This is a genomic window from Paenibacillus qinlingensis (assembly GCF_031455095.1).
GTDB classification, from domain to species: domain Bacteria; phylum Bacillota; class Bacilli; order Paenibacillales; family NBRC-103111; genus Paenibacillus_E; species Paenibacillus_E qinlingensis_A.
The window spans coordinates 15,159-38,455 of the sequence record NZ_JAVDSB010000025.1 but is presented as its reverse complement, the minus strand read 5'-3'; the positions used below and the strand labels follow the sequence as shown (position 1 = coordinate 38,455).

Here is a 23,297-nt window from a genome sequence, read left to right as displayed (position 1 = left end):
AAGCGTGTTTACCTATCTAACGCTGCAAAACCTACCCCTTCACAGCCCCCGCCGTCATTCCCTTCATGATCTGCTCTTGGAACAGCAAGAACACAACAATCGTTGGAAGCACGGCAATGGCCAGCGCAGCCATGGTCAATTCATAATCCGTCATGTACCCCGTTGCGAAGGCGGACAAGCTAAGCGGTACCGTTTTAAGCGCAGGCTTACTAATGAAAACAAGAGCGAAAGCGAAGTCATTCCAGAATCGTAGAAAGCCCAGAATGGCAACGGTAGAAAGCGCTGGTACGCTTAGCGGAAGCATCATGCGGAAGAAAATACCCCAGTAGCCCGTACCATCAATCAGCGCGGCCTCTTCGATTTCTTTTGGAATACTGACTAGGTACGCTGCTACGATGAAGATCGCTAACGGTAATTCAAATGCAACATAGGGCAGCACTAGTGCGCCGTATGTGTTCAACAGCCCTATTTTTTTCATGATAATAAATAGAGGTACTAATGTGCTGTGAATCGGAATGAGCATGCCTAGCAGGAATAGTCCTGTGAAGAATGCCTTCAATTTGAACTCAAACCGTGCGATCACAAAGGCTGCCAAAGCGCCTAGAATTAGTGTTAACACTAAGGAAGTTACCGTTACAACCGTGGAGTTCCATAAAGAAAGTCCCATTCCGGAAACTTTCCATGCGCGGACGAGGTTATCCCACTTCCACACGGTTGGCAGCAGAAAAGGCCGGGAATAAAACTCTTCATTTGATTTAACGGCGCTAATAAATAACCATATTAATGGATACAACGTGACCAGTGCATATAAGGAAAGAACGGCATTGATGGCACCGCGCGTCCACACTTTACGTTGTTTAGCTCCAGCGGGAAAACCCGTCTGCATCGCTACTACCTGCTTCATAGATGTCCCTCCTACAAGAGATGAATGATTTGATCTGCCTTATCGATAGTCTCGCTTCATTACATATTGACTGCCCACGATCAGAAGCAAACTTAGAAGAATAATCGCTGTGGATAATGCGCTGCCGAACCCGAAACGATATACATTGAAGGTACTGTTATACATATAGGAAGCCAGCAATTCCGTGGAATGCGCAGGGCCGCCGCCTGTCATGACGTAGATCAGATCGAACGCTTTCAAGGAGCCTGAAATACAAAGCACGATCGCTACCTTCACCGTATCCCAAATCATGGGCAGTGTGACAGCAAATAGCTTGCGAACCGGTCCGACGCCATCCAATTGAGCAGCATCTTCGATTTCAGGAGAAATATTTTGTAAGGCAGCAATGAACATAATCATGTAAGGACCAATATAATTCCAGATGATCGGCACCATCAGTGCGAACATCGATACTTTCGGATCGGAGAGCCAAGCTTTCTTCCAGCTATCAAGGCCAATGCCATCCAGCAAGAAGTTCAGAATACCGATTTGCGGGTGGTAGATGTATCCCCAGATAATCCCGACAACGACAGAGGACAATACCATGGGCATAAAGACGGAAGCACGAATGATTCGTTGAAAAGGTGTACTGCGCATTAAGAGAAGCGCTAGGATCATCGCAATCGGCACTTGCCCAAAGACAGAGGCGGCAACGATCAGCATGTTATTTTTAAAAGCTTTCCAAAAGATCGGATCTGTAAAAACTTCGATATAGTTATCCATCCCAATAAATTTCGCTGCGCCAATGCCTTTCCAGTCAAAAAAGCCATAGTACGCCGACCAGAACAGCGGTACGACAACAAAAAACAAATAGATGATTAAGGCTGGAAGGAGCCCTATGGTGATGAATCCTCTCATTCTTGCGGACACGTTCATGATGCCCCTCCTTGTAAGCTTTTTTTGGAAAAAAGGCTCCAGCCAAGCTGAGGCTGGAGTCCTTTGTGCATAATCTTATTTGCCAATTGCTTTCGCTTGCGCATCTTGCACTTTCTTAGCAACATCCTCTGGCTTAGCGCCCATCAGAAGCTCTTGAAGTCCATTGTTCACGACATCTGCGCTTGAGGAGCTTAGTCTGCCGTCGTAGACAGGCGTCATTTTTACAGTGCCCATCATTTTGTAAACTTCGGCGAAAAGGGAAGTTACTTTACTTGTATCCAATGCTACCTTGTAGCTTACAAGCTGGTTGCCTTCTAGAATCGCTTTCTGTGCTTCTGGCCCTGACAACGCGTAGATCAACTCGTAAGCGGCAGCTTTTTGCGCGCCAGTTACTTTTTTACTCATACCTAAACCTGTTCCAACAACACCGGAAAGCGTGTTCGGATCACCCTTACCATTCGGTACGGATGGTAAGACAGTAACTGCCAAGTTCGCAAGAGCTTCTTTGGAAGCGCTCGCTGCTAGGTTCGGCAATGCCCAACCGCCATCGATCATCATTGCGGCTTTCCCCTGAGCGAACATTTGTTCCATTTGTGTGTTGTCGATGCTGTTGAATCCTTCTTGGAAAGCGCCTGCTTTGCCAAGCTGTTGCAAGTACGTTAAGGATTGAACAAATTCAGGATCCGTAAATTTCGCGCCATTTTGATCAACGGCTTTCAAGAACCACTCTGTTCCTGTTACACGGTCGGCCAAGGAGCTCAGGATACTTGATTGTGCTACCCACGCCGCCTTGTTACCAAGCGCGATTGGCGTTACGTTATTCTTTTTGAACGTATCCACCAGTTTCATCAGGTCATCCCATGTTTTCGGCGGTTGTACATTATATTTGTTGAAGATTTCTTTGTTGTAATAAAGAATGGATGTTGGCGATAAGGCCATAGGTGCCGCATACGTTTTGCCAGAAATGGTGAAATCGTCGAAGGAACCTGGCATAAAGTTGCCTTTCCACTCCGCTTTGCTATCAAGAAGCTCATTAATTGGCTGGATTAAGTCACCACCGACGAACTCCTTCGTCATTACGCCTGGCCACATAACGAATAGATCCGGCATTTCATTTGCTGCAGCTACGGTTTTTAGACGTGGGCGGTATCCATCGGGTGGAATCCCCTGAATATCCAACTCTACATTCGGATGATCCTTCTTGAACTTATCCATATATTCGCGCATGGTTTTGGCACGTGTATCTTCGCCTGTATAGTTGTGCCAGATAGAAAGCTTAACTTTCTCACCAGGCTTTGCTGTTTCTGTTTTAGCCGGTGCAGTGGTATCTTTCGTTCCATCTGTATTTCCACTCGACCCACAACCTGCCATCAACGAAAGTGACATCGCAGCCGCCAGTGTAACGATAAATGACTTTTTCATTCGTTCGGACCTCCCAAAAGTTTCGTAGCAACTAGCTCCTTTACTTGCGAGCGCTCTTCGTTACTCCTTTAGTATAGGGGACATTCGTCTGCCAAGGTACGGGAGAGACTTCGGTGCGAAGGGGGACATATTTCAGTCTTTGCCTCCTTGTCGAAACTCGGATGGTGTTCTTCCCGTGTGCTTTTTGAACTGCTGCGTAAAGTATTTGATATCCTCATAACCCACGCGTCTAGCAATATCGCTCACTTTCATTTGCGTGCTCTGCACAATATCCGTAGCTAGCTTCATACGTTCCCGAGTAACAAACTCAATATAGGTGCAGCCGGTCTCCCGCTTAAATACCTCACTGAAATGATTGGGATTAATATGGACGAAACCTGCAACTTGTTGGAGCGATATAGGCTGATGGAGATTATCCCGAATATACGCAATCGCTTTATGGATGTAGGCATACTTATTCTGATCTAGTCCCTGATGGAAGATGTTCATGATCGCTGATAGCACCTTGAATACTTCCTCTTCAGGACGTCCTTCCCCCTCTAGCTTAGAGAGTGCGCTTAATGCCGATAGATCCTGCTCTGTCGTACTGGCTCTCTCTAACCAACGATGTCCAGCGATCACCATCGACTGCAAGTATCCTTGGACAGACAGCGGTGTAGCCGCGGCGTCCTCAAGCTGTGTTCGAACTTTTAAATTGACCCAATGTCTGAGATCTGTCGCATTATCATTCATAAGGATAGCAGCAAGCTCTGCCTCCTCTTTCTCCGTGCAAACCGTACGGCTCCCGCTTCGATCTTGAATATCCTGTTGGGTATACAGCCCTGTTGAACCGAGCAGTCCTTGGAAGGTAAACACTTCTTTCGCAACCCGATAGGACATACGGAGTCCCTCATCATCGTGTACAACAGGTCCAAGCGCTGCAAAAACAGCACATTTCAGTGTTTCGGTGACCCGTTGGATCGCTTTATGGAGAGCCGCGACATCCGTTAGCCCAGCTTCATATCGAACAACCATGACGAGATGGTCCTTATCCATCAGCGTTACACAAGGCAAAAGCTCGTACAGTATATTCTCAGCCGCACCTTGCAGCAACTCAGCAAACGTCACCCAGCCCGAGCAGGATACAAGAAGTACCTGTCTGGCAATCCCCGCACCATGATCTGCTTTGGTGTCGACACCATTTTTACAAAACCACTGATGAAGCTGTGCACGAGCCTCCTCATCATCGTGCAAGCCACGATTCAAAGCCCTCTCCAGCAATTGTGAGCGCAACGCAGCCTGCTGAAGGTTATCCTGCTTCACCGACTCCCATTTATCCATGATGTTCTGCTTCGCTTTCAATGCGGCTTTAATGATCTCTTCCGGGCGGCTTGTTTTAAGCAAATAATCCATCACACCGCCACGTAAAGCCTGCTGCGCATAGCTAAAGTCATCATATCCGGTGAGAATAATGATTTCCGTATCCGGAAAAATAAGTTTGATCTCCCGAGCAAGCTCGATGCCATCCATCCCCGACATCCGAATATCGGTCAAAACAATATGCGGCTTCTCCTGCGGAATGCGCTCCAAAGCCTCTTCTGCAGACGAAGCGGCAGGCAGCAGCTCCAAGCCAAGTTCTTTCCAATCGATCACGGTACATAAGCCCGTTCGTATAATAACCTCATCATCCACAATTAAAATTCTCATACTGACTACTCTCCCATCTCACGAGGAATGATGAATGTAATTCGGGTACCCGTACCCAACGTACTCTCCAGTACGAGACCAGAACCTGCACCATAATGCAGCAGCAACCTGCGATGCACATTAACGAGTCCATAGCTGGTCACGACTTTCTTCCTCTCTGCATCTGCTTCACTTCGGATACCCAGCTTCTGATTCGCGCTCGCTAATTGTCCATGAATGTCACGTAGCTTAGCCTCATCCATCCCAATTCCTGTATCCTCCACAACAAATTTCATATCATGCTCCCGCAGCTCGCCGTGGACATAGATATGGCCTTTGGTTTTTTTCTTCTGAATACCGTGAATTAAACTATTTTCAATCAAGGGTTGAAGCAGCAACTTCAACATGACATTTTGTGTCATGCCTGGGTCAATAAAAAATTCAATATCGAACTGATCTGGGAATCGAATCGCTTGAATGTACGCATAATTCCGTGCATGGGAAACCTCCTGCTGAACAACACAGTACTCCTCCCCTTTATTTAGGCTAAAACGTAAGAAGTCACTGAGTGCACCGACCATCTCGGCAATTTGCCGATCTTTATTCATCAGAGCAATCCAGTGGATAGATGACAAGGTGTTATATAAAAAGTGTGGATTAATCTGCGCTTGGAGCGCCATAATGTCAGCTTCCTTCTTCATCGCTTCGTTGAGCTGCACTTGATCCTTCAGACGGCTGATCCGGTCACTCAGCTTATTGTAACTGTGAACGAGCAAACCGACCTCATCCACGCTTTTCACCTCAAACGTAGGAATCATCTCGTCAGGATTCAGATCTTTGAGATATTTGGTCAATATCATCAGCGGATTCGTGACCCATCGCAAGAAATAAATAACCAGCGCCATCGCCAGCAAAAGTGCAATGAGGATGGTGACGGCTGTAACCGTCAGGACGAATCCGTTTTGTTTTTGATATATTTCAGTCGGAATGAAACCTATTAATTTCCATCCGACGCGTGGAAGTCCATTGTATAGAACGGTGTAAGGATGCATCCCTTGCAGTACACTCGACACGCCGCTTGTTTCTGTAAGTCCATGCAGGTTGGGGAATACATCGGACATATCCTTCATCAGCCACTTCGAATCGCCGCCAGCAATAATCCGATTATTGGCATCGACCAACACAACAAATCCACTCGTTTCCCAGCCTGCTTCGGTCAAGTAATGCTCAATCTCTGATTGATCTAAGGAGAAGGATAAGGTGCCTAAGTTTTTGAATAAACTGAAGTCCCGGATTGGTCTAACCAGTGAAATGACCTTACGTAAACCGTCGGAAGTCTGAATGTCATAGAGCGGCGACCACCATTTGGGTGCTGATTTATTCGTTGTTTCGTACTGTTGCAAAAGTGGCACCATACCTGAATTCGTAATCGTTGTTGTGTATAACACAGGATTACTATTTTTTGGCGCAATCGTAATGTTGGCTATATACTTTTTGGAATAGGATAAGTTCCATAGTGTCCCGATCAGCTGCGAATACAGATTAATATCGCTTTCTTCTTTACCAAGATAAGCCTGAACATCCCTCTGCCCGATTAAGAAGATCGACATGTTCTCCACATCCTGAATAACAAAATCAAGCTTGTCTGTCATCTGCCTCAGGGTATTCATGCCCGCTTCCTTCGCTTTATCCTCCGTGACCGAGGTTGCAATGCGGTAGGAGACCGTTCCCATCGTAAGTAAAGGTAAAACAACTGCGAATAAAATTAACAATGAGAGCTTGCGATTGAGTGATTTGGCAAACCACCGCTTCATGGGAGATCCTCCATTCATCTAGCAGATCCATCTTCTGGTAACACATAGCATTCCTCTTACCATGATCTTTTTACCATAGTATCATGAGCAACAGTGGAAAATCATACTTTTTTTTAGCCTAACAAACTTTTTGTTTGACATTCGAAAAGTTTGTGATACCATTTTGCTCATAATAACCTACAACCTGCAAGGGGGGATAACCACTATGGAATCCATTCAGGATGAATTCGTATTTTTGGCTGATTTGGTGACTGGTCTTGCCGCTCAATTCGGCGAGAACTGCGAAGTCGTACTGCACGATTTGACGGGTTCCTATGAGAGCACCATCGTCGCCATTGCCAACGGTCACATCACGGGACGCAAAGTCGGAGATCCTGGCACCAATCTAGGTCTTGAGCTCCTCCGAGGCAATCATGTAAACGGCAACAAATTTAACTATTTGACCCAAACGAAGGACGGACGCATTCTGCGATCCAGCTCGATTTATATGAAAAATAAAGCGGGCAAAATCATCGGTTCTCTCTGTATTAACACGGATATCACGGATCTCATGGTCGCCGAGAAGACATTGAAAAACCTGATCAATCCCGCTGGTGAGCCATCTGAGGTGAGGGAATCGTTCGTAACGAGCGTAAGCGACCTCCTCGATGCTCTGATTCAAGAAGCACAAGAAGTCATCGGCAAACCCGTCGCCGTCATGACCAAAGAAGATAAGATGCGTATGATTCAGCTGCTCGATGCCAAGGGTGCTTTTCTGATTAAAAAAGGCGGCGAGAAAATTTGCACGTATCTCAACATCTCCAAATACACCTTGTACAGCCATCTGGAAGAAGGTAAAAGCAACGCGAAAGAGAGTGATTCCCTATGACCATCTCCCTAGAAACGCCCTGTGTCCTTATTGATACAGAAATCATGGCACGGAATATAGCAACCATGGCAGAGCGTGTTCAGCAGCATGGTGTTCAACTGCGTCCGCATGCCAAAACACATAAGCTTCCCGTTGTCGCCCATCAACAAATCGATGCAGGTGCCGTCGGCATAACCGTGGCGAAAGTTTCCGAAGCCGAAGTCATGGCTGCGCATGGGATTATGAATATCTTTATCGCTTATCCGTTGGTGACTGCGAGTAAGATTGAACGAGCCATTCGTCTTAGCGAGGAGATCGAGCTGCTCGTGGGCGTAGACAGCTTGGCCGGCGCCAAGCTGATGGAACAAACCGCGGCTAAGCATGGTCATATGCTGCAGGTTCGGTTAGAGATTGACACCGGTCTGCGCAGAACCGGTGTGCCGTATGAAGCGGCGGAAGCGCTTGCCTTGGAGATTGCGGGCATGCCGCACCTGCGGCTAACCGGCATCTACACGTTCCGCGGTGCCCTGCTTGCCGGCAAGCCCACGCTCGACGTGGCAGCAGCCGGTTTGGAAGAAGGCCAGCTCATGGCCCGGCTGGCCGACCGCCTTAGAGCCGCTGGCATCGCCATCGCGGATGTCAGCGTGGGATCGACGCCGACGGCACTGTATGCGGCGGCAGTCCCAGGGGTGACGGAAGTTCGTCCCGGCACCTACGTGTATCAAGACCGGATGCAGGCGCAGCTAGGCGTCTGCGGGCTTGGTGACAGCGCCGGCAGCGTGCTCGTCACAGTCGTGAGCCGTCCTTCGGCGGATCTGGCGATCATCGACGGCGGCAGCAAAACCTTCGCCACCGATGTGCAGCCAGGCACGCATCCCTTGCAGCTGCGCGGGTTCGGCCATATTCATGGCCTGGAAGATGCCCTGCTCGTGCGCATGACCGAAGAGCACGGCATGATCGAGCTTGGCCCATCGGCGCAAGCCGCTGACCTGAAAGTCGGCGACCAGCTGCGCATTATTCCGAATCATATTTGCAGTACCATTAACCTGCACAATCATGTTGTCATGCAGCGTGGAGACACATTCGAACGCTTGCCTGTGCTTGCACGGGGCATGTTGGAATAAATTCCGGAGGTGAAGACTTGATGTTGGATCTTATTTTGAAAAACGGCCGCATCGTCGATGGCACAGGAAATCCTTGGTTTGCCGGTGATGTCGGTATCCAAGGGAACCAGATCGTCGCTGTTGGTCAGCTTCATGAGGAAGCTTTGAAAGTCATCGACGTGAACAAACAAGTGATCTCACCTGGATTTATTGATGGGCATTGCCATTCCGATCTTATGATCTTCGATTATCCGCACAGTGAAATCAAAATGCGTCAAGGCGTTACCGCCGAAGTTGTCGGCAACTGCGGACTCGCTCCTGCTCCCTTTGTCCCCTCACAAGCTGAGCTGCTTCAAAGCTATGTGCAGCCTGTGCTCGGTCAAACCAAATGGCAATGGCCATGGGAATCCGTTGCTGAATATATGGATGCTGTTGCTCATTCGCGTCCATCTGAACATATGGCAACTTACGTTGCACACGGGGCACTGCGTATTGCGGTGATGGGCTTTGCCAATCGTCCAGCAACTGGGCCCGAAATCGCACAGATGAAAGCAATGCTCGAAGAAGGTCTGCGGGCTGGTGCAATTGGCTTCTCCATCGGACTGCTCTACGCGCCGGGCAGCTATACGAGCAAAGAGGAAATTGCTGAGCTCTGTTCTGTCTTACCGAAATATAACGGACTCTTCTCTACACACATTCGGGGTGAGGGAAACAATCTATTGCCTTCTGTGAAAGAAGTCATTTGGATTGCCGAAAAAGCCGGCGTTTCCCTCCACATCTCTCACCTCAAAGCAGCTGGCAAGCGCAATTGGGGGCAAATTACCGATGCGCTGGAGCTCATTGAGGATGCACGCTCACGCGGCATGGATGTTACATGCGATGTGTATCCGTACAATGCTGGATCCACCAGTTTAACGACGATTCTGCCTCCATGGGTGCTAGAAGGCGGCATAGAAAGTGCGCTTGAGGTGCTGCGAGATCCCTCGCTTCGTGCCCGTGTTCGTGAAGAATTAAGCCACGAACAGACGACCTGGGATAACCTAGTCTGTTCCACAGGCTGGCAAAGCGTGTTCCTTTCCGCCATGCACACGGAACGCAATCGCCATCTCGAAGGCAAACACCTTGCCGAGATTAGCGAGATTCGCGGGCAGGAGCCAGCCGATTGTATGATGGATCTCCTTTTGGAAGAAGAAGGCCGCATCTCCATCGTCTACTTCCACATGTCTGACGAAGATGTGCAGCAAGTTGTTGCTTACGATAAATCGCTCATCGCGTCAGATAGTCTCACTTGTGACACTGGGAAGCCGCATCCCCGCTTATATGGGACGTTCCCTCGTGTATTCGCGAAGTACGTTCGCGAGCATCGCATTCTGACCTTGGAGCAGGCGGTACGCAAAGTGACATCCTTCCCTGTTCAGCGTTTCAAGCTTGGTAAGCGAGGACTGATTGTTCCTGGCTACATCGCGGATGTTGCGGTGTTCAATCCAGATACCATTCAGGATCATGCGACATTCGAAAATCCAAGACAATATCCGGATGGCATCTCGCATGTTGTTGTGAATGGCGCGCTATCATTGACCGGTGGTCAACACACCCAAGCACGGGAAGGCAGCTTCATTCGCGCACAGCATTGCTGTCGTCATTAATCTTTTGAGCTAAAACTTATAACAAAACCTAACTTTGACTTGGAGGTCATCCCTATGTCCGTTATCGAAAACCGTTTGCAAGAGCTTGGTATCACACTTCCCCCATCCCCAGAAGCGCGTTTCACCTATCTCCCATGTACGCAAACCGGTAACTTAATTTACTTGTCAGGACAAGATTGCCGCATCAACGGTGAGCTCATGTACGAAGGTAAACTCGGCCGTGAAGTCACCATTGAGCAAGGTCAAGAAGCAGCTCGTCAGACCATCATCAACTGCTTAGCCGTCATGAAAGGCTATTTGGGCGATTTGGATCGTGTAGTCAAAATCGTAAAAATGCTCGGCTTCGTCAACAGCGCCTCCGGTTTTGGTGACCAGCCTTATGTCATCAACGGCGCTTCCAACCTCCTTGTTGATATTTTTGGCGAAAATGGCAAGCATGCCCGCTCCGCGATCGGTACTAGTGATCTTCCTTTCCACACGCCAGTGGAAATTGAGCTCATCGTTGAAATCCGCGACTAACTATATAAATGACACATTATTCTATTGGCACTATCCCCTTCACTCAGAACCTCCACTGATAGTGGTGGCCTGAGCCTAGGGGATAGTGATGGTAGGTTCTTCTTCAGCCACTATCCCTTTCGCTCAGAACGTCCACTGGTAGTGATCACCTGAGCCTAAGGGATAGTGATGATAGATTCTTCTTCGGCCACTATCCCTTTCGCTCAGAACGTCCACTGGTAGTGGTCACCTGAGCCTAGGGGATAGTGATGATAGGTTCTTCTTCGGCCACTATACCTTTCGCTCAGAACACCCACTGGTAGTGGTCACCTGAGCCTAGGAGATAGTGATGATAGGTTCTTCTTCAGCCACTATCCCTTTCGCTCAGAACGTCCACTGGTACTGGTCACCTGAGTCTAGGGGATAGTGATGGTAGGTTCTTCTTCGGCCACTATACCCTTCACTCAGAATCTCCACGGGTAGTGGTCACCTGAGCCTAGGGGATAGTGATGGTAGGTTCTTCTTCGGCCACTATACCCTTCTCTCAGAACCTCCTCTTGTAGTGGGCACCTGAGCCTAAGGGATAGTGATGGTAGGTTCTTCTTCGGCCACTATCCCCTAGGCTCAGAACCTCCACTGGTAATGCTCACCTGAGCCTGGGGGACAGTGATGATAGGTTCTTCTTCGGCCACTATCCCCTTCGCGCGGAACACCAACTAAAACAGAGGTCACCTGAGCCTAGGGGATAGTGATGATAAATTCTTCTTCTGCCACTATCCCCTTCGCGCGGAACACCAACTAAAACAGAGGTCACCTGAGCCTAGGGGATAGTACTGAGAGCTAATCTTGAACTATGATAGACGGGTAAACAAAAACAACCTCCTACTTCAACTGAAGTCGGAGGTTGTTTCTTTTATAGTCCCACTGCTGCACCTTTCTCCAGCCGCAGAATTTGTTTCTCGCCTGTTTCCGCCAATTCGCGGAACTGCGCAATCGTTTCGCGCATCTTCGGAAGCGCTTCTTGCTTGTAGGTGCTGATTGCATGCAGCGCCTCAAAGCTGTCTACGAAGGCTTTCTTCAAGGAGTCCGCCGAAATACTGGCTGCAATGGCACCTTTATGAATGTCGACACCTTGTTGCTTCAGCATCTGACCCGTATGTTCAATGAATGTATTCGTTGTTGTATATAAGGCATTAAGCTGTTTCAGCACCACTTTTTGATTCGCTAAGGCACTCGCAGCTGTTACAGCGACCCGTAATGCGGCAACTGTGACTGTACTCGCTCGATCGACGCCACGGATAAGCTCTTTATTATTACGAATAACCACTTCAAAGGTAATGAAACCTTGTTGATTGACTGCCATCATGGCTTGCATATCTAGCGTTCTCTGACGAAGTGGGAACAGGATCTCTTCTGTAATGAATTTAATCTTCTCCGGGTCATCGTTTCTTGCTTTGGCCACCGCGATTTGGGATTCAATTGATTCATCCATATAGGCAACTAATTGGATCTCTTTACGGAGCCTCTTCGTCAGCTCCCGAAGTGCGTGTTGTTCGATGAGAAGTGTCGTATTGTCATCTTTCAGTCCCATTTTACCCTTATTAAGCATCTCGATAATATTGGCAATAACAACATCGGCTTTATCAAACTGATGAAAATAAGCTCTCATCGGGTTGAACAATTTCCCTAGAAACCCGCGTTTCGCGAAGTCGATACCGCTGGGATCGAGGTCCTTCATTTGCATCTGCAGCTCGCCAAGCCCTTGGGCCACGACGCCCCCCTCATCCCCCGCTTTGGAAAGCTTACCTACGGTTACATGAAGCAAAGCATTTTTCTCCGAGGAGGCTCGCATAGTCTCCAAGCCGAAGTTTTCGACTGTCGCGAGAATTTGCTTGCGTTTCTCCAAAGAATCAAGGTCCAGCTCCATAATCGTTAGGACATTTTTTTCGGCTTGTGCTTTTAGCTTAACAACTTCCTCCGGAACCGGCCTCACCTGCTCCTCAACAACGGCTTTCAGTTCTTCATCCCCTGCTATTTCCATCGAAAATGACAAATCGAACTCCCCCTCTGAACGGTATAAGTTACCTTACATTTGGACGTTGAGCAGATTGCTTATTTTATAAACAACATCATCTGTGTCTGCATTAATGCTCGCTGCTTCGTTGATGCTTGAAATACGCTGGAGCGCTTCAATATCTGCATTGTAACCAATCGTGTAGATGGGGATATGATAGCTTTCAATCATACCTTGAATATCTTTTAACGAATGACCTGCATTGGTTTCTCCATCACTTAATACGAAAATCAGCGGTTTCACATTAGGATCTGCGGCCATGTAATCCTGTAACATTTTCATCGCTACGACGATGGCATCGAAGGTTGCGGTCCCGCCGCCTGCTTGCAGACTATTCACAGTACCTACAAATAACGACTGTTGATTGGTATCATACTTGGCGATTGGAAGATTAATGGTCACCCCGTTCGAGTAGGAGACGAGACCGATTCTATTTTCTTTGCCTAGGTATTTCTGACCCTTAAGCAGGGATTCTTTCAATCGACTGATTGGTTTACCGTCCATACTGCCCGATACATCCGTCACAAACACTGCTGCAAGCGGCTTGCTGCCATTTTTCTTTTCTTTCCAGACTTTTTGCGCGGAAGTAAGTATATTGCCATCCATGATTGTGAGATCATTTTTATAATTTTCGAGTCCGTTAAACCCTTTTTCTTTAGCAGCTTGTTGATATTTGGCCTGTGCAATAAATTCGGCAAATTGGTTAATCACATTAAGTTTCGCTGCTGGCAGATCCCCTATTGCGTAGAGCGGACTGTCATGACGATAGCCAAAAGGTGTAAACATATAGTCACTCGTAAGCTCCGATGCATTCTGAAAGGTTTGATATTCTAGCACGAAGCCATCCAGCATCCCCGACTTAGCGGCATCCCGCATTTGAAGCGTGGTAGACGCAATGAACGGGACGTTCGTTTGGAACTTCTCGAAGCCTTGCACAGCCTTCTCACTAATTGGATTGGCGCTATCAAAGGTACGTAAAGCCGTTACCAGAAAGTTAAGGCCTGTTGAACTTGCGAAAGGGTCCGTGTAGCCCATGGCAAAATCATTATTGGCAATCGCCTCGGTCATCGTTTGAACATTGATCGGACCGTATTTTTCGACTAACGTATCGTACTTTTTCTTTGAAATCACAATGCCGGGCACATTCCCAACAAGTCGTTTGGCAACAAGCTGTGTTTTTACGCCAGCCGCCTTAACCATCTCGCCCCAAAGCTCATTCGAAGGTGTATAGGCATCCGGCAGGTAAGCACCTGATTTGATATAGTCCGCCGCTGTCCCGGAAGCGATATTACGGATTTTAACTGATGCAGGCCTTCCATTCACTTGAATTTGGGCTTTATTAAAAGCATTCGCAACATCCGTTAACCAGCCGTCAACGCCACTGCCGGATTTCTCAGTCGAGGAGAATATTTCCACAAAGTTGTCTGTCGTATTGTTCACGGTTATCGGAAATTTCGAAATATCCGGTAAAGATGAGGCCACATCCGCGGGATTAATATCAATCTGACCCTTGACTGGCGTTCCGTTCGTCACAGAAATTTTCCCATAGGCTTTGCTCAATTGTTTCGCAGCATCTTCTGCTGTAATTTGCAGATCTGTTTTGCCTAGATGGGTCGTGTAGCTGACGCCGGCATAGACCGCAATAAATACAATTATGATTAAAAAGACAGATAGCAGGAAGAACTTACTCTTTTTCATAGCTAGTTCACCTCATCTACTTATAGTAATGCGTCTGTTTAATTAAAGCATCGATTTCTTGCATGCCAGACATCTTCTCAATATCACGGATCTCCACGCTATCTAGCCGAGAGATTTCTAAGAGCAGTTTATCTAATTTGAGTAAAATCTCTTCGTTCATATGTAAAGCACCTTGAATAAACGATAAGTACGTCTGATAGAAATTTCGTTTCTCTTGAAGAAGCTTGGAAGACAACTGACTCGATGACTTACTCATAACACTCTGATACTCTTGCTCGTCAAACACATGAAGTCGGTTTATCATACTCCGAACATTGAGAAAAAATAACTTCTCCACTTCGTGTATCGCCGATGCAAATTTTTGAAAGCTAAGTCCCGTAGGCTCAAATCGCTGGTTCAATACCATTAGTAAAGTTTCTTGCTTCTTACGCATACGCTCTATTTGATGTAAAGCGAGTGCAATTTCCTGCTCAAGTGATTTCATGCCCTTGTAACCCTGCAAAGCGCGTTCAAGATCTACTGGCCCCTTCATCTGTTCTAAAGGAGGCCGCTTCACTACCGTTGGCTTCATTAATATACGATAGGTGCTAAAGAGCAACCCGAGCGTGCTAGCTAGCAGAATAGCTGCAGCTGATGCCGTCTGGAGGGGATCACCACCCAGCAGTTGTAGACCAATGAATCCTGGTGAAAGCAAGAAAATATCGAACACAACGACCCCAACCGTAATCATAATTAGTTTCATTATTTTACTTGCAGCTTCCATCAAGGGAATAACTCCTCTCTGTGCGATCTCGACTCCCCGAATTCACAAGAAAGCGTCTGTTCGTTTGCTATCGTACAAAGACTGCTGATATTGGATTATATGCAGGACTTATAGGACATATCTGCTTTCTGTTGTTCAAAGTGCAAGGAAAGATGTCGCTAGGCTGGATTTTTCTCGCTAGAAATGACAAAGGGGCTGTCTTTCGAAGTAGATATGACTACTTGAGGACAGCCCGCAAAGGTTTATGTAATTAATCTATGTCCAGTAAACGAAATGTCCCCTTCTGTACCCAATAGATATGGTCGGATACTGGATGTGGCGCTACCAAATAGCTTCTGCGAACAACATCCGTAAACTTTGCTTTCTTTGCCAACCTAATGGCAACAGCCTCGGAATCGATGGGCTCTGTTGAACGCATGACAAGTGTCTGCTTACGGTTCGTAAAGGCGATGAGGAAACTCTCCGGCATGTGTTCCTTTATCCAACCTGAATTTAAAAATTGACACTCGAAGGGAAAGAGATTATCTACAAACACATCAACTGTACAGGTTTTCCTAGCTGGGCTTAACAGTTCTAACCTCGGCTTTGTCCAACCCTCAGCTCTTAAGTTACGGTATCCGATTCGTTTGACCTTCTCCTCTGTTAACATTGGATTTGCCTCTAACATACTCCTAGTCACAATTTTGTTATGCTCTGTCTTAATCTCAAGGAAAAGAACACACATGCCTGGTATAATCTCGTCCACGACCATATGTAATCCTTTCCCCGCTTCTTCTACAAATTGAGCACCACGAAGTACAGGATAAATATACGAAGCATCCAGCTTCAGGACTTCATCTTGATTTTGGCAATACTCCACAGCACTTAGAATGCCATTCAAATAAGTAATTGCTGCATTGATGTCTCCTGAATTGTGATAAGTTTGGAATACACGATGAAGACTGACTACCAACTCCTCCTTTTCTTCCTTCATTATACTTAACAATAGAGGATCATTTTCTGGTTCCTTCTGCTGGATTAGCATGCCTAAACTCTCTTCTAAATGCCTCATTAACATGCTTGCGAACTCTTCAGGTGTTTTATACAACAATGCTTGTCTCATCTTTCTACTTCCTCCTTGTTTGGTCGACGGAATGCAAAAACCCCTGACCAGCAGGCGTATAAACTACGCTTGCCAGTCAGGGGTGTGCTTCACCACCGATTTAATACTTTTACTATACTATAAATGTAAATATATGGGTAGTTATTTCACACCTGAAACCTCCCAATCAACCCCTGCAACTCAGCAGCCATGCTGCTCAGCACCGTCGCGGAGGAGACGATCTCCTCCATGCTTGCATACTGCCCTTCGATGTTGGCTGAGACGTTCTTCGTCCCCGCAGCAGTCTGTCCCGCTACTTCGTCGATGGCGCGGATTACATTGGCGGCGATGAGCGTCTTCTCGGAGATTGCCTCCGAGCAGCCCGCCACTTCTTCGATCTGCCGAGCGACCTCGTCCATCGCCGAACGAATGCGGCGGAACGTCGCTCCCGCTTCGCCGACGAGCTCAAGCCCCGCCTCCACTTCGCGGCTTCCCGCTTCGGTGGAGCTCATGACATCTCTCGTTTCCTCTTGGATACTCGTCACGAGCAGAGCCACTTCTTCCGCCGCTGCGCCGGTCTGCATAGACAGCTTGCGGACTTCTTCCGCAACCACGGCAAACCCTTTGCCAGCGGCTCCTGCGCGTGCCGCCTCAATCGAAGCATTGAGCGCCAGCATGTTGGTCTGGCGCGCAATGCCTGCGATCATCGCGTTCGCGCCCACGATTTTCTCGGATCGGCTGCTCAAACGTTCTACCGCCACAGCGAGCTCCCTCATCTTTTCAAAAATAGCTCTCATTTGCACCATCGCCGTTTCAATCGCTGCAGTACCTTCACCAGCCTCCTGCTGGGCCAACAAAGACTGCTTATTCGCGGTTTGCGTCACACTAGCAATTTGCATGACAGCTGCTGACATTTCCTCCATGATAGCCACACCTTGATGCACACTGCCTACCTGCGCGCTCGTTCCTTGCGAGATGCTCTGAATCGTTCCTATGATTCGCTCAGATAACTCACTAACCTGATTGGAATTCGCACTAAGCTCTTCCGATGCCGCAGCAACCTGCTCGCTGCTGCTGCCCACCTGGCGAATCAAGCCCTGCAGATTGTCCTTCATCTGATTAAAAGCAGTCGCCAAATCCCGCAGCTCGTCGCGGCTTTTCACCCCAATGTCACCGACCGTTAAATCGCAATTTGCGATTCGCTCTGCCGCTCTTACCATGCCGCGTACGGGCAGCACAATCGAACGCGATACCCAAAGCCCCACCAACAGCGCAAAAACTAACGCCGCTCCACTCACCCAAATCAACGTCATTATCGTCGCCGAGACGGTCTCATGATTTCGCAAAGAAGCTTCTGCCTGTATACCTGCTTCTAGCTCGTCTATTTTAGCTGCTGCTTGTGTCAAGGTTTCCGTCGTTGGGATCGCCCACTGCATAGCTTCCGCTTTAGCTAAGGCTGTGTCACCTTTTTCTCCGTAAGCGACGACCTTCTGAACCAGCCTAGCGAAAGTTTGATTCGCCTCCAGCATCGCTCCAATGGCAGATTGCTCCTCCTCATTCCCCTCCGCATCTTTCATTCTCGTGATGATTGAGGAAAGCGTTCCATTCATGTCCGTTAAGAGCTTCTGCCTGTCTTTCGTCGGATCCAGCACATAACCAAACAATAAGCTGGTCTGCATCTGTGTTTTCACTTTGATTTCTGCAACATCTTGAAGCAGCCTCACATTCTTATCGAGCAGCTCTGTATACGAATTATCTACTTTTTTAATATACATATAAGACAGTCCGCTCGTAATCCCAACGAGTAATGAAACAAGAACAAAAGCACCTACTAGTTTCGTTTGCAGAGACATAAAAGAGACCCGTTTCTTCCTGTCAGATGTGTTATCAGATGTGAATTGATTGGTGTTCATAGTTAATCTTCGCCCCTCTCGGTAAACGCTTACATTAAATCCGGTAAAAAAGGCCGCCGATCATGTCGACAGCCTGCCTAACTTACTTCGAATTCATATATTTCCGCATATCAAACGCTACCGCGGCAACGATGATCACACCTTTGATAATCAACTGCCAGTATGGGCTAATCCCGATGAACGTCAAACCATAGTTGATTACGCTGAAAATCAATACCCCGGCAAGAACACCAGGAACCGTTCCGATACCACCTGAAGTCGAAACACCACCGACGACGCAAGCTGCGATCGCATCAAGCTCGTACATGTTTCCGTAGTTATTCGTTGCTCCACCCGTTCTAGCTGCTTCCAATACCCCTGCCAGTCCGTAAAGTGCACCTGCAATTGCATAAATGTAGATCAAGTAACGATTAACGTTAATACCAGACACGACGGCGGCGTGAATGTTACCACCTATCGCGTACATATATTTACCAAGCTTTGTTTTATTAAATACAATCCATACAATAACCGAGACAACAATCGCGAAAATAACGATATATGGAATCGAGTACGTTGAGCTTGATCCAATGGCTCCCGTTCCTAGACTACTGAAATCAGGGCGAAGACCACCGATAGGTTGTGATTGGTTTGGCTTCATATCGAAGTACAACGAATTGGCACCGTACACGGCTACCATCGTTCCTAGTGTCGCAATGAATGGCGGGACTCGGAACTTAGCAACGACAATTCCATTAATTAACCCAATTAATAAACCAGCAACAATGGCAATGATAATCGGAATAAACATTGGCAATTGCGGTAAGTCTGGGAAAAATCGTCTACCGTACTCTTCTGTTTGAAGCATCGATGCGGAGATAACCGCCGATAAACCAACAATCCGGCCTGCTGATAAATCGGTTCCGCCCGTGATCAGGATGAACGCTGCACCCAACGCGATAATAACACGTGTGGATGATTGTAATAAGATATCACGTAAGATACTTACGGATAAAAATCTCGGATCATAGATCGCGATCCCAATCACTAGAACAACTAGTACGATGTAGATCGCGTATTTGGTAATGAACCCGCTAAGGTCTCTGGATTTCAATGTCTCTGTTTTTGTAGTCATGGTTCTAGGCCCCCTCCATTATGCCATATGCTGTGCAGCAAGGCGCATAATCTCTTCTTCTGTTGCTTTATTTCCTTCTACAATGCCCGTAAGACGTCCCTCACACATAACCATAATTCGGTCTGACATCCCAAGAAGCTCGGGCATTTCAGAAGAGATCATGATAATACTTTTCCCCTGCTTCGCAAGGTCAGCAATGATGGAGTAAATCTCGAATTTCGCTCCTACGTCAATTCCCCGCGTCGGTTCATCAAGTAAAAGGATCTCAGGATCGGTCAGCAGCCATCTGGCTAGCAATACCTTTTGTTGGTTACCACCAGATAAGTTTTTAATCAGTTGATACATGTGAGGCGTTTTTACACGAAGCTTCTCTATACTTTCTTTTACTTCTTTCCTTTGCTTTGCTTCTTGGATAAATCCGAACTTCATGTATCGATCCAAATTCGCAATAACGGTATTCTCAAGAATCGATAGCACTGGGAAAATACCTGTTACACGGCGTTCTTCCGTTAGCAAAGCAATCTTCTGCTTAATCGCATCCATCGGCGATTTTAGCTTTACAGGTTTCCCGTGAATAGAGATGCTTCCTGAAGCAATACCTCTCATCCCAAATAGGGATTCTATTAATTCGGTCCGTTGTGCCCCAACAAGGCCGCCAACACCGAGAATCTCACCCTTTTTCAACTCAAAAGACACATTCTTGAATGATTTAGGAACGACCGAAGTCAAGTCCTCTACCTTCATCAATACGCCTTCTGGCACATTACTGCGCTCAGGGAAACGTTCTTTCAAATCACGTCCAACCATCTTGGAGATGATCATGTCTGTCGTAAGCTCGGAAGATGCCCATGTGCCAATTTTGGTACCATCGCGCATAATCGTTACTTCGTCGGAAATCTCCAAAATCTCTTCCATTTTATGTGAAATATAGATGATCGAAACACCGCGGCTCTTCAGATCGCGAATGATACGAAACAACTGCTCAACTTCGTTACCCGTAAGGGAGGAAGTCGGCTCATCCATAACAATGACTTTCGAATTGAAAGAAACAGCCTTAGCAATTTCAATGGATTGCACTTTGGATACTGATAAAGTACCAACAAGTGTATCCGGCTTAATGTCCATTTGGAGTTGTTTGAACAAACTCTCTGTGTCTGTACGCATTTTTTTGTGGTCCACTAGTTTCAAAGGTCCGATACCTTTTAGCGGAAATCTGCCTAACCAAATGTTCTCCATCACATTGCGATGTGGAACAGGGTGAAGCTCTTGGTGAATCATGGAAATACCATTCGCTAATGCATCGTTGGAGTTCGTGATCGAAGCTACTTCTCCATGAAGCTTAATTTCTCCACCATCGGGCTTATAAATGCCGAACAAGCATTTCATGAGCGTCGATTTCCCCGCACCGTTCTCTCCCATCAGCGCATGTACGCTTCCTGGACGAACTTTGAGGGTGACATTATCCAGCGCTTTGACGCCTGGGAACTCTTTGGAGATTTGATTCATTTCCAATAAATAGTCATGTACAGTCATGGTAACTCCCCCTACAGCTCACGATAATCCCCACAAAGTGAAGCCTTTATTCGAAGCTTATTTCTCTTTATCTTTGCACGGGTTTCCAAAAAAGGAAGGCAAAAGCGCGACTGTTCATCACATATCGCCTCTCTTGCCCGTTCTCACAATTACTTCGCTTCGTTCATGTTTGCTTTTGTGATTTTTTTGTAGGAAATCCAAACGTATTTACCGTCCGTGATATCATAGCCAGTTGTTTCTTTGCTTGGTACTAGACCATTAGCAAGAGCTGTTGCTACGCTTGTAGTTGCAGCACCTTGGTTTTTCGCATCGTTGAGAACTGTTCCTAGAAGCGTTCCATCGCTAAGTGCTTGTAGAGCTGGAGCTGTTGCATCTACACCCACAACTGGAAGGAATTTATTGTCTTTGAAATAGCCTTTTGCTTTCAAAGCTTCGATAGCGCCTAGAGCCATATCATCGTTGTTCGCAAGAACAGCTTCGATTTTGCTTTCGCTGGAAGCTAGGAATGCTGCCATTTTCTCTTGACCTTTAACGCGGTCCCACATCGCTGTATCTTCTGCTACTTTTTCTACACCCAAACCAGCATCTGTAATCGCTTGGATGGAGAACTTCGTACGAAGCTCAGCATCTTGGTGTCCTGGCTCGCCTTTAAGCATCACGTATTGAATTTTTCCATCTTTGTTTTTGTCAGCTTCTGGGTGAGCTTTGAAGTAGTCAACCAATAGTTGGCCTTCCATGGTTCCGGATTGCTCAGCTTTAGCGCCTACGTAGTAAACTTTATCCCATTTCTTCATGTCCGTATCAAGTGGTTCACGGTTCAAGAAGACAACTGGAATGTTCGCTGTTTTGGCTTTATCGATGATAACACCTGCAGCCGTACGATCAACTGCGTTGATTGCAAGCGCATTTACTTTTTTCGTGATGAAAAGGTCAACTTTATCGTTTTGTGTAGGTTGGGAGTTTTGGCTGTCTACGATATCAACAGTTGCTTTATCTTTCGCCGCGTCGGAGATCGCTGCACGAACACCAGACATGAACGTATCGTCAAATTTATAGATGGCAACACCGATTGTTGGTTTTTTACCAGCTGCTGGAGCTGTTGTTGCTGCCGCACCTGTGGAAGCTGCTGGAGCTGTTGTTGCTGCTGGAGTTTCTGTTTTATTTCCACAACCTGCTACGGTTGCAACTAGCGCGCCTGCTACGGCAAGTGTAAGTAATTTTTTCAAGATAAGACCCTCCCTCAAAGGTATGTTGTTTGTTTACATTCCTTACTATAATGGTTCAAAAGATATAAACAAATGCAATATCCTCATGTCTTCTATCGATATCCTCATCACTTTTAGTCACTTAATAAATGGAAAAAGCAGCTTTTGATTATCTGACCAGAACATATTGTTGATATCAATCGCCTTAATCCCTGTTTCTACGCGTTTTGGAACACTCTTACCTCGGACAGCTTCTACAGCACTTTTCACGCCTAAATACCCGATGCTAAACGGATTTTGTATAATCGTCGCCTGAATAACGCCCTCCTGTAAAAGCTCGAGTTCTTCGGAGGTGCTATCAAAAGTAATGATTTTCACCTTCTCCTGCAAATTCCTACTTTGAACCGCGCTGGCAACTCCGCCTGACGAAATTTCACTCATTGCGACAATCCCGTCTAACTGAGGATGTTTATCAATCACCGTGTGGGTCAGTTGAGCGGCAAGCTCACGATCAGTCAAACTGTAGACCTTATCGATCACCTGTACATCCGGATACTTCGCTAGCTCGTCCAATAAGCCTTTCTCTCGCAGCTCGGTATTTCGTTCCCCTTGCTGAAAGCTGACTATCGCGATTTGCCCACTCCTGCCGATCAGTTTGATCAGCTGTTTGCCCGCTAATTGACCCGCTTCATAATTATTTGCACCAATGAAACTTTGTACATTTTTGCTCTCAACCTCAGAATCGATCGTAATAACCGGAATATGCGCTTTATTCGCTTCATCAACAACAGCAGACAGCTCTTTATAATCATTCGCCGCCAACACAATCGCATCTGGACCACTGGAAATGGATTGCTCCATCAAGGCAATTTGTCCTTTCACATCGGCTTCATCACCAGGTGCACGGAAATCCAGAGCAACATCAAATTCCTTCGCCGCGACCTCTGCACCCAGCTTTACAGTCTTCCAGTAATCGCCCTCCTGACTTCGGAGAACGACCTCCAAGTGTTTCTTTTGCTCCGTCGGGAGGGTTTCGACACTCTCGGTGCAGGAGGACACCGAGAGCATAGCGATGAGGACTGCGATCATTAACGGTTTCATT

General features: G+C 47.0%; 18 protein-coding genes. 4 read left to right on the top strand and 14 right to left on the bottom strand.

The window, feature by feature from the left end:
* Window positions 1–31: 31 nt before the first annotated feature.
* From J2736_RS31910 to J2736_RS31890, 5 genes are all read right to left on the bottom strand, one after another.
* On the bottom strand, window positions 32–886 hold the full coding sequence (locus J2736_RS31910; protein ID WP_397342101.1) for a carbohydrate ABC transporter permease: 855 nt from the start codon (window positions 884–886) through the stop codon (window positions 32–34).
* Window positions 887–943: 57 nt separating this feature from the next.
* Window positions 944–1,819, bottom strand: a complete 876-nt coding sequence (locus J2736_RS31905) for a carbohydrate ABC transporter permease (protein ID WP_310502584.1) — start codon at window positions 1,817–1,819, stop codon at window positions 944–946.
* A 75-nt stretch (window positions 1,820–1,894) separates the two neighbouring features.
* Window positions 1,895–3,241 (bottom strand): extracellular solute-binding protein, encoded by a 1,347-nt coding sequence (locus J2736_RS31900; protein ID WP_310502583.1) that lies wholly within the window; start codon window positions 3,239–3,241, stop codon window positions 1,895–1,897.
* A gap of 132 nt (window positions 3,242–3,373) precedes the next feature.
* Entirely contained in the window at window positions 3,374–4,927 is a 1,554-nt protein-coding gene (locus J2736_RS31895; protein ID WP_310502582.1) for a response regulator transcription factor, read from the bottom strand.
* Between the two features lie 5 nt (window positions 4,928–4,932).
* On the bottom strand, window positions 4,933–6,720 hold the full coding sequence (locus tag J2736_RS31890; protein WP_310502581.1) for a sensor histidine kinase: 1,788 nt from the start codon (window positions 6,718–6,720) through the stop codon (window positions 4,933–4,935).
* Window positions 6,721–6,925: 205 nt separating this feature from the next.
* On the opposite strand from J2736_RS31890, the gene J2736_RS31885 reads away from it, so the two are divergent.
* Genes J2736_RS31885 through J2736_RS31870 form a run of 4 tightly spaced genes read left to right on the top strand, consistent with a single transcriptional unit; the run spans window position 6,926 to window position 10,835 of the window.
* Window positions 6,926–7,588 carry a helix-turn-helix transcriptional regulator gene (locus J2736_RS31885; RefSeq protein WP_310502580.1) on the top strand — a complete coding sequence of 221 codons (663 nt, stop codon included), beginning with the start codon at window positions 6,926–6,928 and terminating at the stop codon, window positions 7,586–7,588.
* On the top strand, window positions 7,585–8,691 hold the full coding sequence (locus tag J2736_RS31880; protein ID WP_310502579.1) for an alanine racemase: 1,107 nt from the start codon (window positions 7,585–7,587) through the stop codon (window positions 8,689–8,691). Before J2736_RS31885 ends, J2736_RS31880 begins: the two co-directional genes overlap by 4 nt.
* A 20-nt stretch (window positions 8,692–8,711) precedes the next feature.
* Window positions 8,712–10,316, top strand: a complete 1,605-nt coding sequence (locus tag J2736_RS31875) for an N-acyl-D-amino-acid deacylase family protein (RefSeq protein WP_310502578.1) — start codon at window positions 8,712–8,714, stop codon at window positions 10,314–10,316.
* Window positions 10,317–10,370: 54 nt separating this feature from the next.
* Complete coding sequence (locus J2736_RS31870) at window positions 10,371–10,835, top strand: RidA family protein (RefSeq protein WP_310502577.1); 465 nt, start codon at window positions 10,371–10,373, stop codon at window positions 10,833–10,835.
* An 892-nt stretch (window positions 10,836–11,727) separates the two neighbouring features.
* On the opposite strand, the gene J2736_RS31865 is transcribed toward J2736_RS31870, so the two are convergent.
* The 9 genes from J2736_RS31865 to J2736_RS31825 form a co-directional block, all read right to left on the bottom strand.
* Window positions 11,728–12,867: a toxic anion resistance protein gene (locus tag J2736_RS31865; protein WP_310502576.1), complete on the bottom strand. Its 1,140-nt coding sequence runs from the start codon at window positions 12,865–12,867 to the stop codon at window positions 11,728–11,730.
* 33 nt (window positions 12,868–12,900) lie between these two features.
* A complete protein-coding gene (locus J2736_RS31860; RefSeq protein WP_310502575.1) occupies window positions 12,901–14,586 on the bottom strand; it encodes a vWA domain-containing protein in 1,686 nt (561 codons plus the stop codon).
* A gap of 16 nt (window positions 14,587–14,602) precedes the next feature.
* The gene (locus J2736_RS31855) at window positions 14,603–15,349 is read right to left on the bottom strand and encodes a hypothetical protein (protein WP_310502574.1); all 747 of its coding nucleotides are present in this window, start codon (window positions 15,347–15,349) and stop codon (window positions 14,603–14,605) included.
* A gap of 250 nt (window positions 15,350–15,599) precedes the next feature.
* Window positions 15,600–16,451: a DUF1444 family protein gene (locus J2736_RS31850; protein WP_310502573.1), complete on the bottom strand. Its 852-nt coding sequence runs from the start codon at window positions 16,449–16,451 to the stop codon at window positions 15,600–15,602.
* Between the two features lie 146 nt (window positions 16,452–16,597).
* Window positions 16,598–18,343 (bottom strand): methyl-accepting chemotaxis protein, encoded by a 1,746-nt coding sequence (locus J2736_RS31845; RefSeq protein ID WP_310502572.1) that lies wholly within the window; start codon window positions 18,341–18,343, stop codon window positions 16,598–16,600.
* An 82-nt stretch (window positions 18,344–18,425) separates the two neighbouring features.
* Window positions 18,426–19,457: a galactose/methyl galactoside ABC transporter permease MglC gene (mglC, locus tag J2736_RS31840; RefSeq protein WP_310502571.1), complete on the bottom strand. Its 1,032-nt coding sequence runs from the start codon at window positions 19,455–19,457 to the stop codon at window positions 18,426–18,428.
* A gap of 18 nt (window positions 19,458–19,475) precedes the next feature.
* The gene (locus tag J2736_RS31835) at window positions 19,476–20,990 is read right to left on the bottom strand and encodes a sugar ABC transporter ATP-binding protein (protein ID WP_310502570.1); all 1,515 of its coding nucleotides are present in this window, start codon (window positions 20,988–20,990) and stop codon (window positions 19,476–19,478) included.
* A gap of 149 nt (window positions 20,991–21,139) precedes the next feature.
* Window positions 21,140–22,216 carry a galactose ABC transporter substrate-binding protein gene (locus J2736_RS31830; RefSeq protein ID WP_397342083.1) on the bottom strand — a complete coding sequence of 359 codons (1,077 nt, stop codon included), beginning with the start codon at window positions 22,214–22,216 and terminating at the stop codon, window positions 21,140–21,142.
* Window positions 22,217–22,333: 117 nt separating this feature from the next.
* A complete protein-coding gene (locus tag J2736_RS31825; RefSeq protein WP_310502611.1) occupies window positions 22,334–23,296 on the bottom strand; it encodes a substrate-binding domain-containing protein in 963 nt (320 codons plus the stop codon).
* Between the last annotated feature and the right edge of the window lies 1 nt (window position 23,297).

Bases quoted from the DNA above. Each gene is read 5' to 3' on its own strand.
- J2736_RS31910 (WP_397342101.1), bottom strand. From the start codon at position 886: ATGCAGACGGGTTTTCCCGCTGGAGCTAAACAACGTAAAGTGTGGACG.
- J2736_RS31905 (WP_310502584.1), bottom strand. From the start codon at position 1,819: ATGAACGTGTCCGCAAGAATGAGAGGATTCATCACCATAGGGCTCCTT.
- J2736_RS31900 (WP_310502583.1), bottom strand. From the start codon at position 3,241: ATGAAAAAGTCATTTATCGTTACACTGGCGGCTGCGATGTCACTTTCG.
- J2736_RS31895 (WP_310502582.1), bottom strand. From the start codon at position 4,927: ATGAGAATTTTAATTGTGGATGATGAGGTTATTATACGAACGGGCTTA.
- J2736_RS31890 (WP_310502581.1), bottom strand. From the start codon at position 6,720: ATGAAGCGGTGGTTTGCCAAATCACTCAATCGCAAGCTCTCATTGTTA.
- J2736_RS31885 (WP_310502580.1), top strand. From the start codon at position 6,926: ATGGAATCCATTCAGGATGAATTCGTATTTTTGGCTGATTTGGTGACT.
- J2736_RS31880 (WP_310502579.1), top strand. From the start codon at position 7,585: ATGACCATCTCCCTAGAAACGCCCTGTGTCCTTATTGATACAGAAATC.
- J2736_RS31875 (WP_310502578.1), top strand. From the start codon at position 8,712: ATGTTGGATCTTATTTTGAAAAACGGCCGCATCGTCGATGGCACAGGA.
- J2736_RS31870 (WP_310502577.1), top strand. From the start codon at position 10,371: ATGTCCGTTATCGAAAACCGTTTGCAAGAGCTTGGTATCACACTTCCC.
- J2736_RS31860 (WP_310502575.1), bottom strand. From the start codon at position 14,586: ATGAAAAAGAGTAAGTTCTTCCTGCTATCTGTCTTTTTAATCATAATT.
- J2736_RS31855 (WP_310502574.1), bottom strand. From the start codon at position 15,349: ATGGAAGCTGCAAGTAAAATAATGAAACTAATTATGATTACGGTTGGG.
- J2736_RS31850 (WP_310502573.1), bottom strand. From the start codon at position 16,451: ATGAGACAAGCATTGTTGTATAAAACACCTGAAGAGTTCGCAAGCATG.
- J2736_RS31845 (WP_310502572.1), bottom strand. From the start codon at position 18,343: ATGAACACCAATCAATTCACATCTGATAACACATCTGACAGGAAGAAA.
- mglC (WP_310502571.1), bottom strand. From the start codon at position 19,457: ATGACTACAAAAACAGAGACATTGAAATCCAGAGACCTTAGCGGGTTC.
- J2736_RS31835 (WP_310502570.1), bottom strand. From the start codon at position 20,990: ATGACTGTACATGACTATTTATTGGAAATGAATCAAATCTCCAAAGAG.
- J2736_RS31825 (WP_310502611.1), bottom strand. From the start codon at position 23,296: ATGAAACCGTTAATGATCGCAGTCCTCATCGCTATGCTCTCGGTGTCC.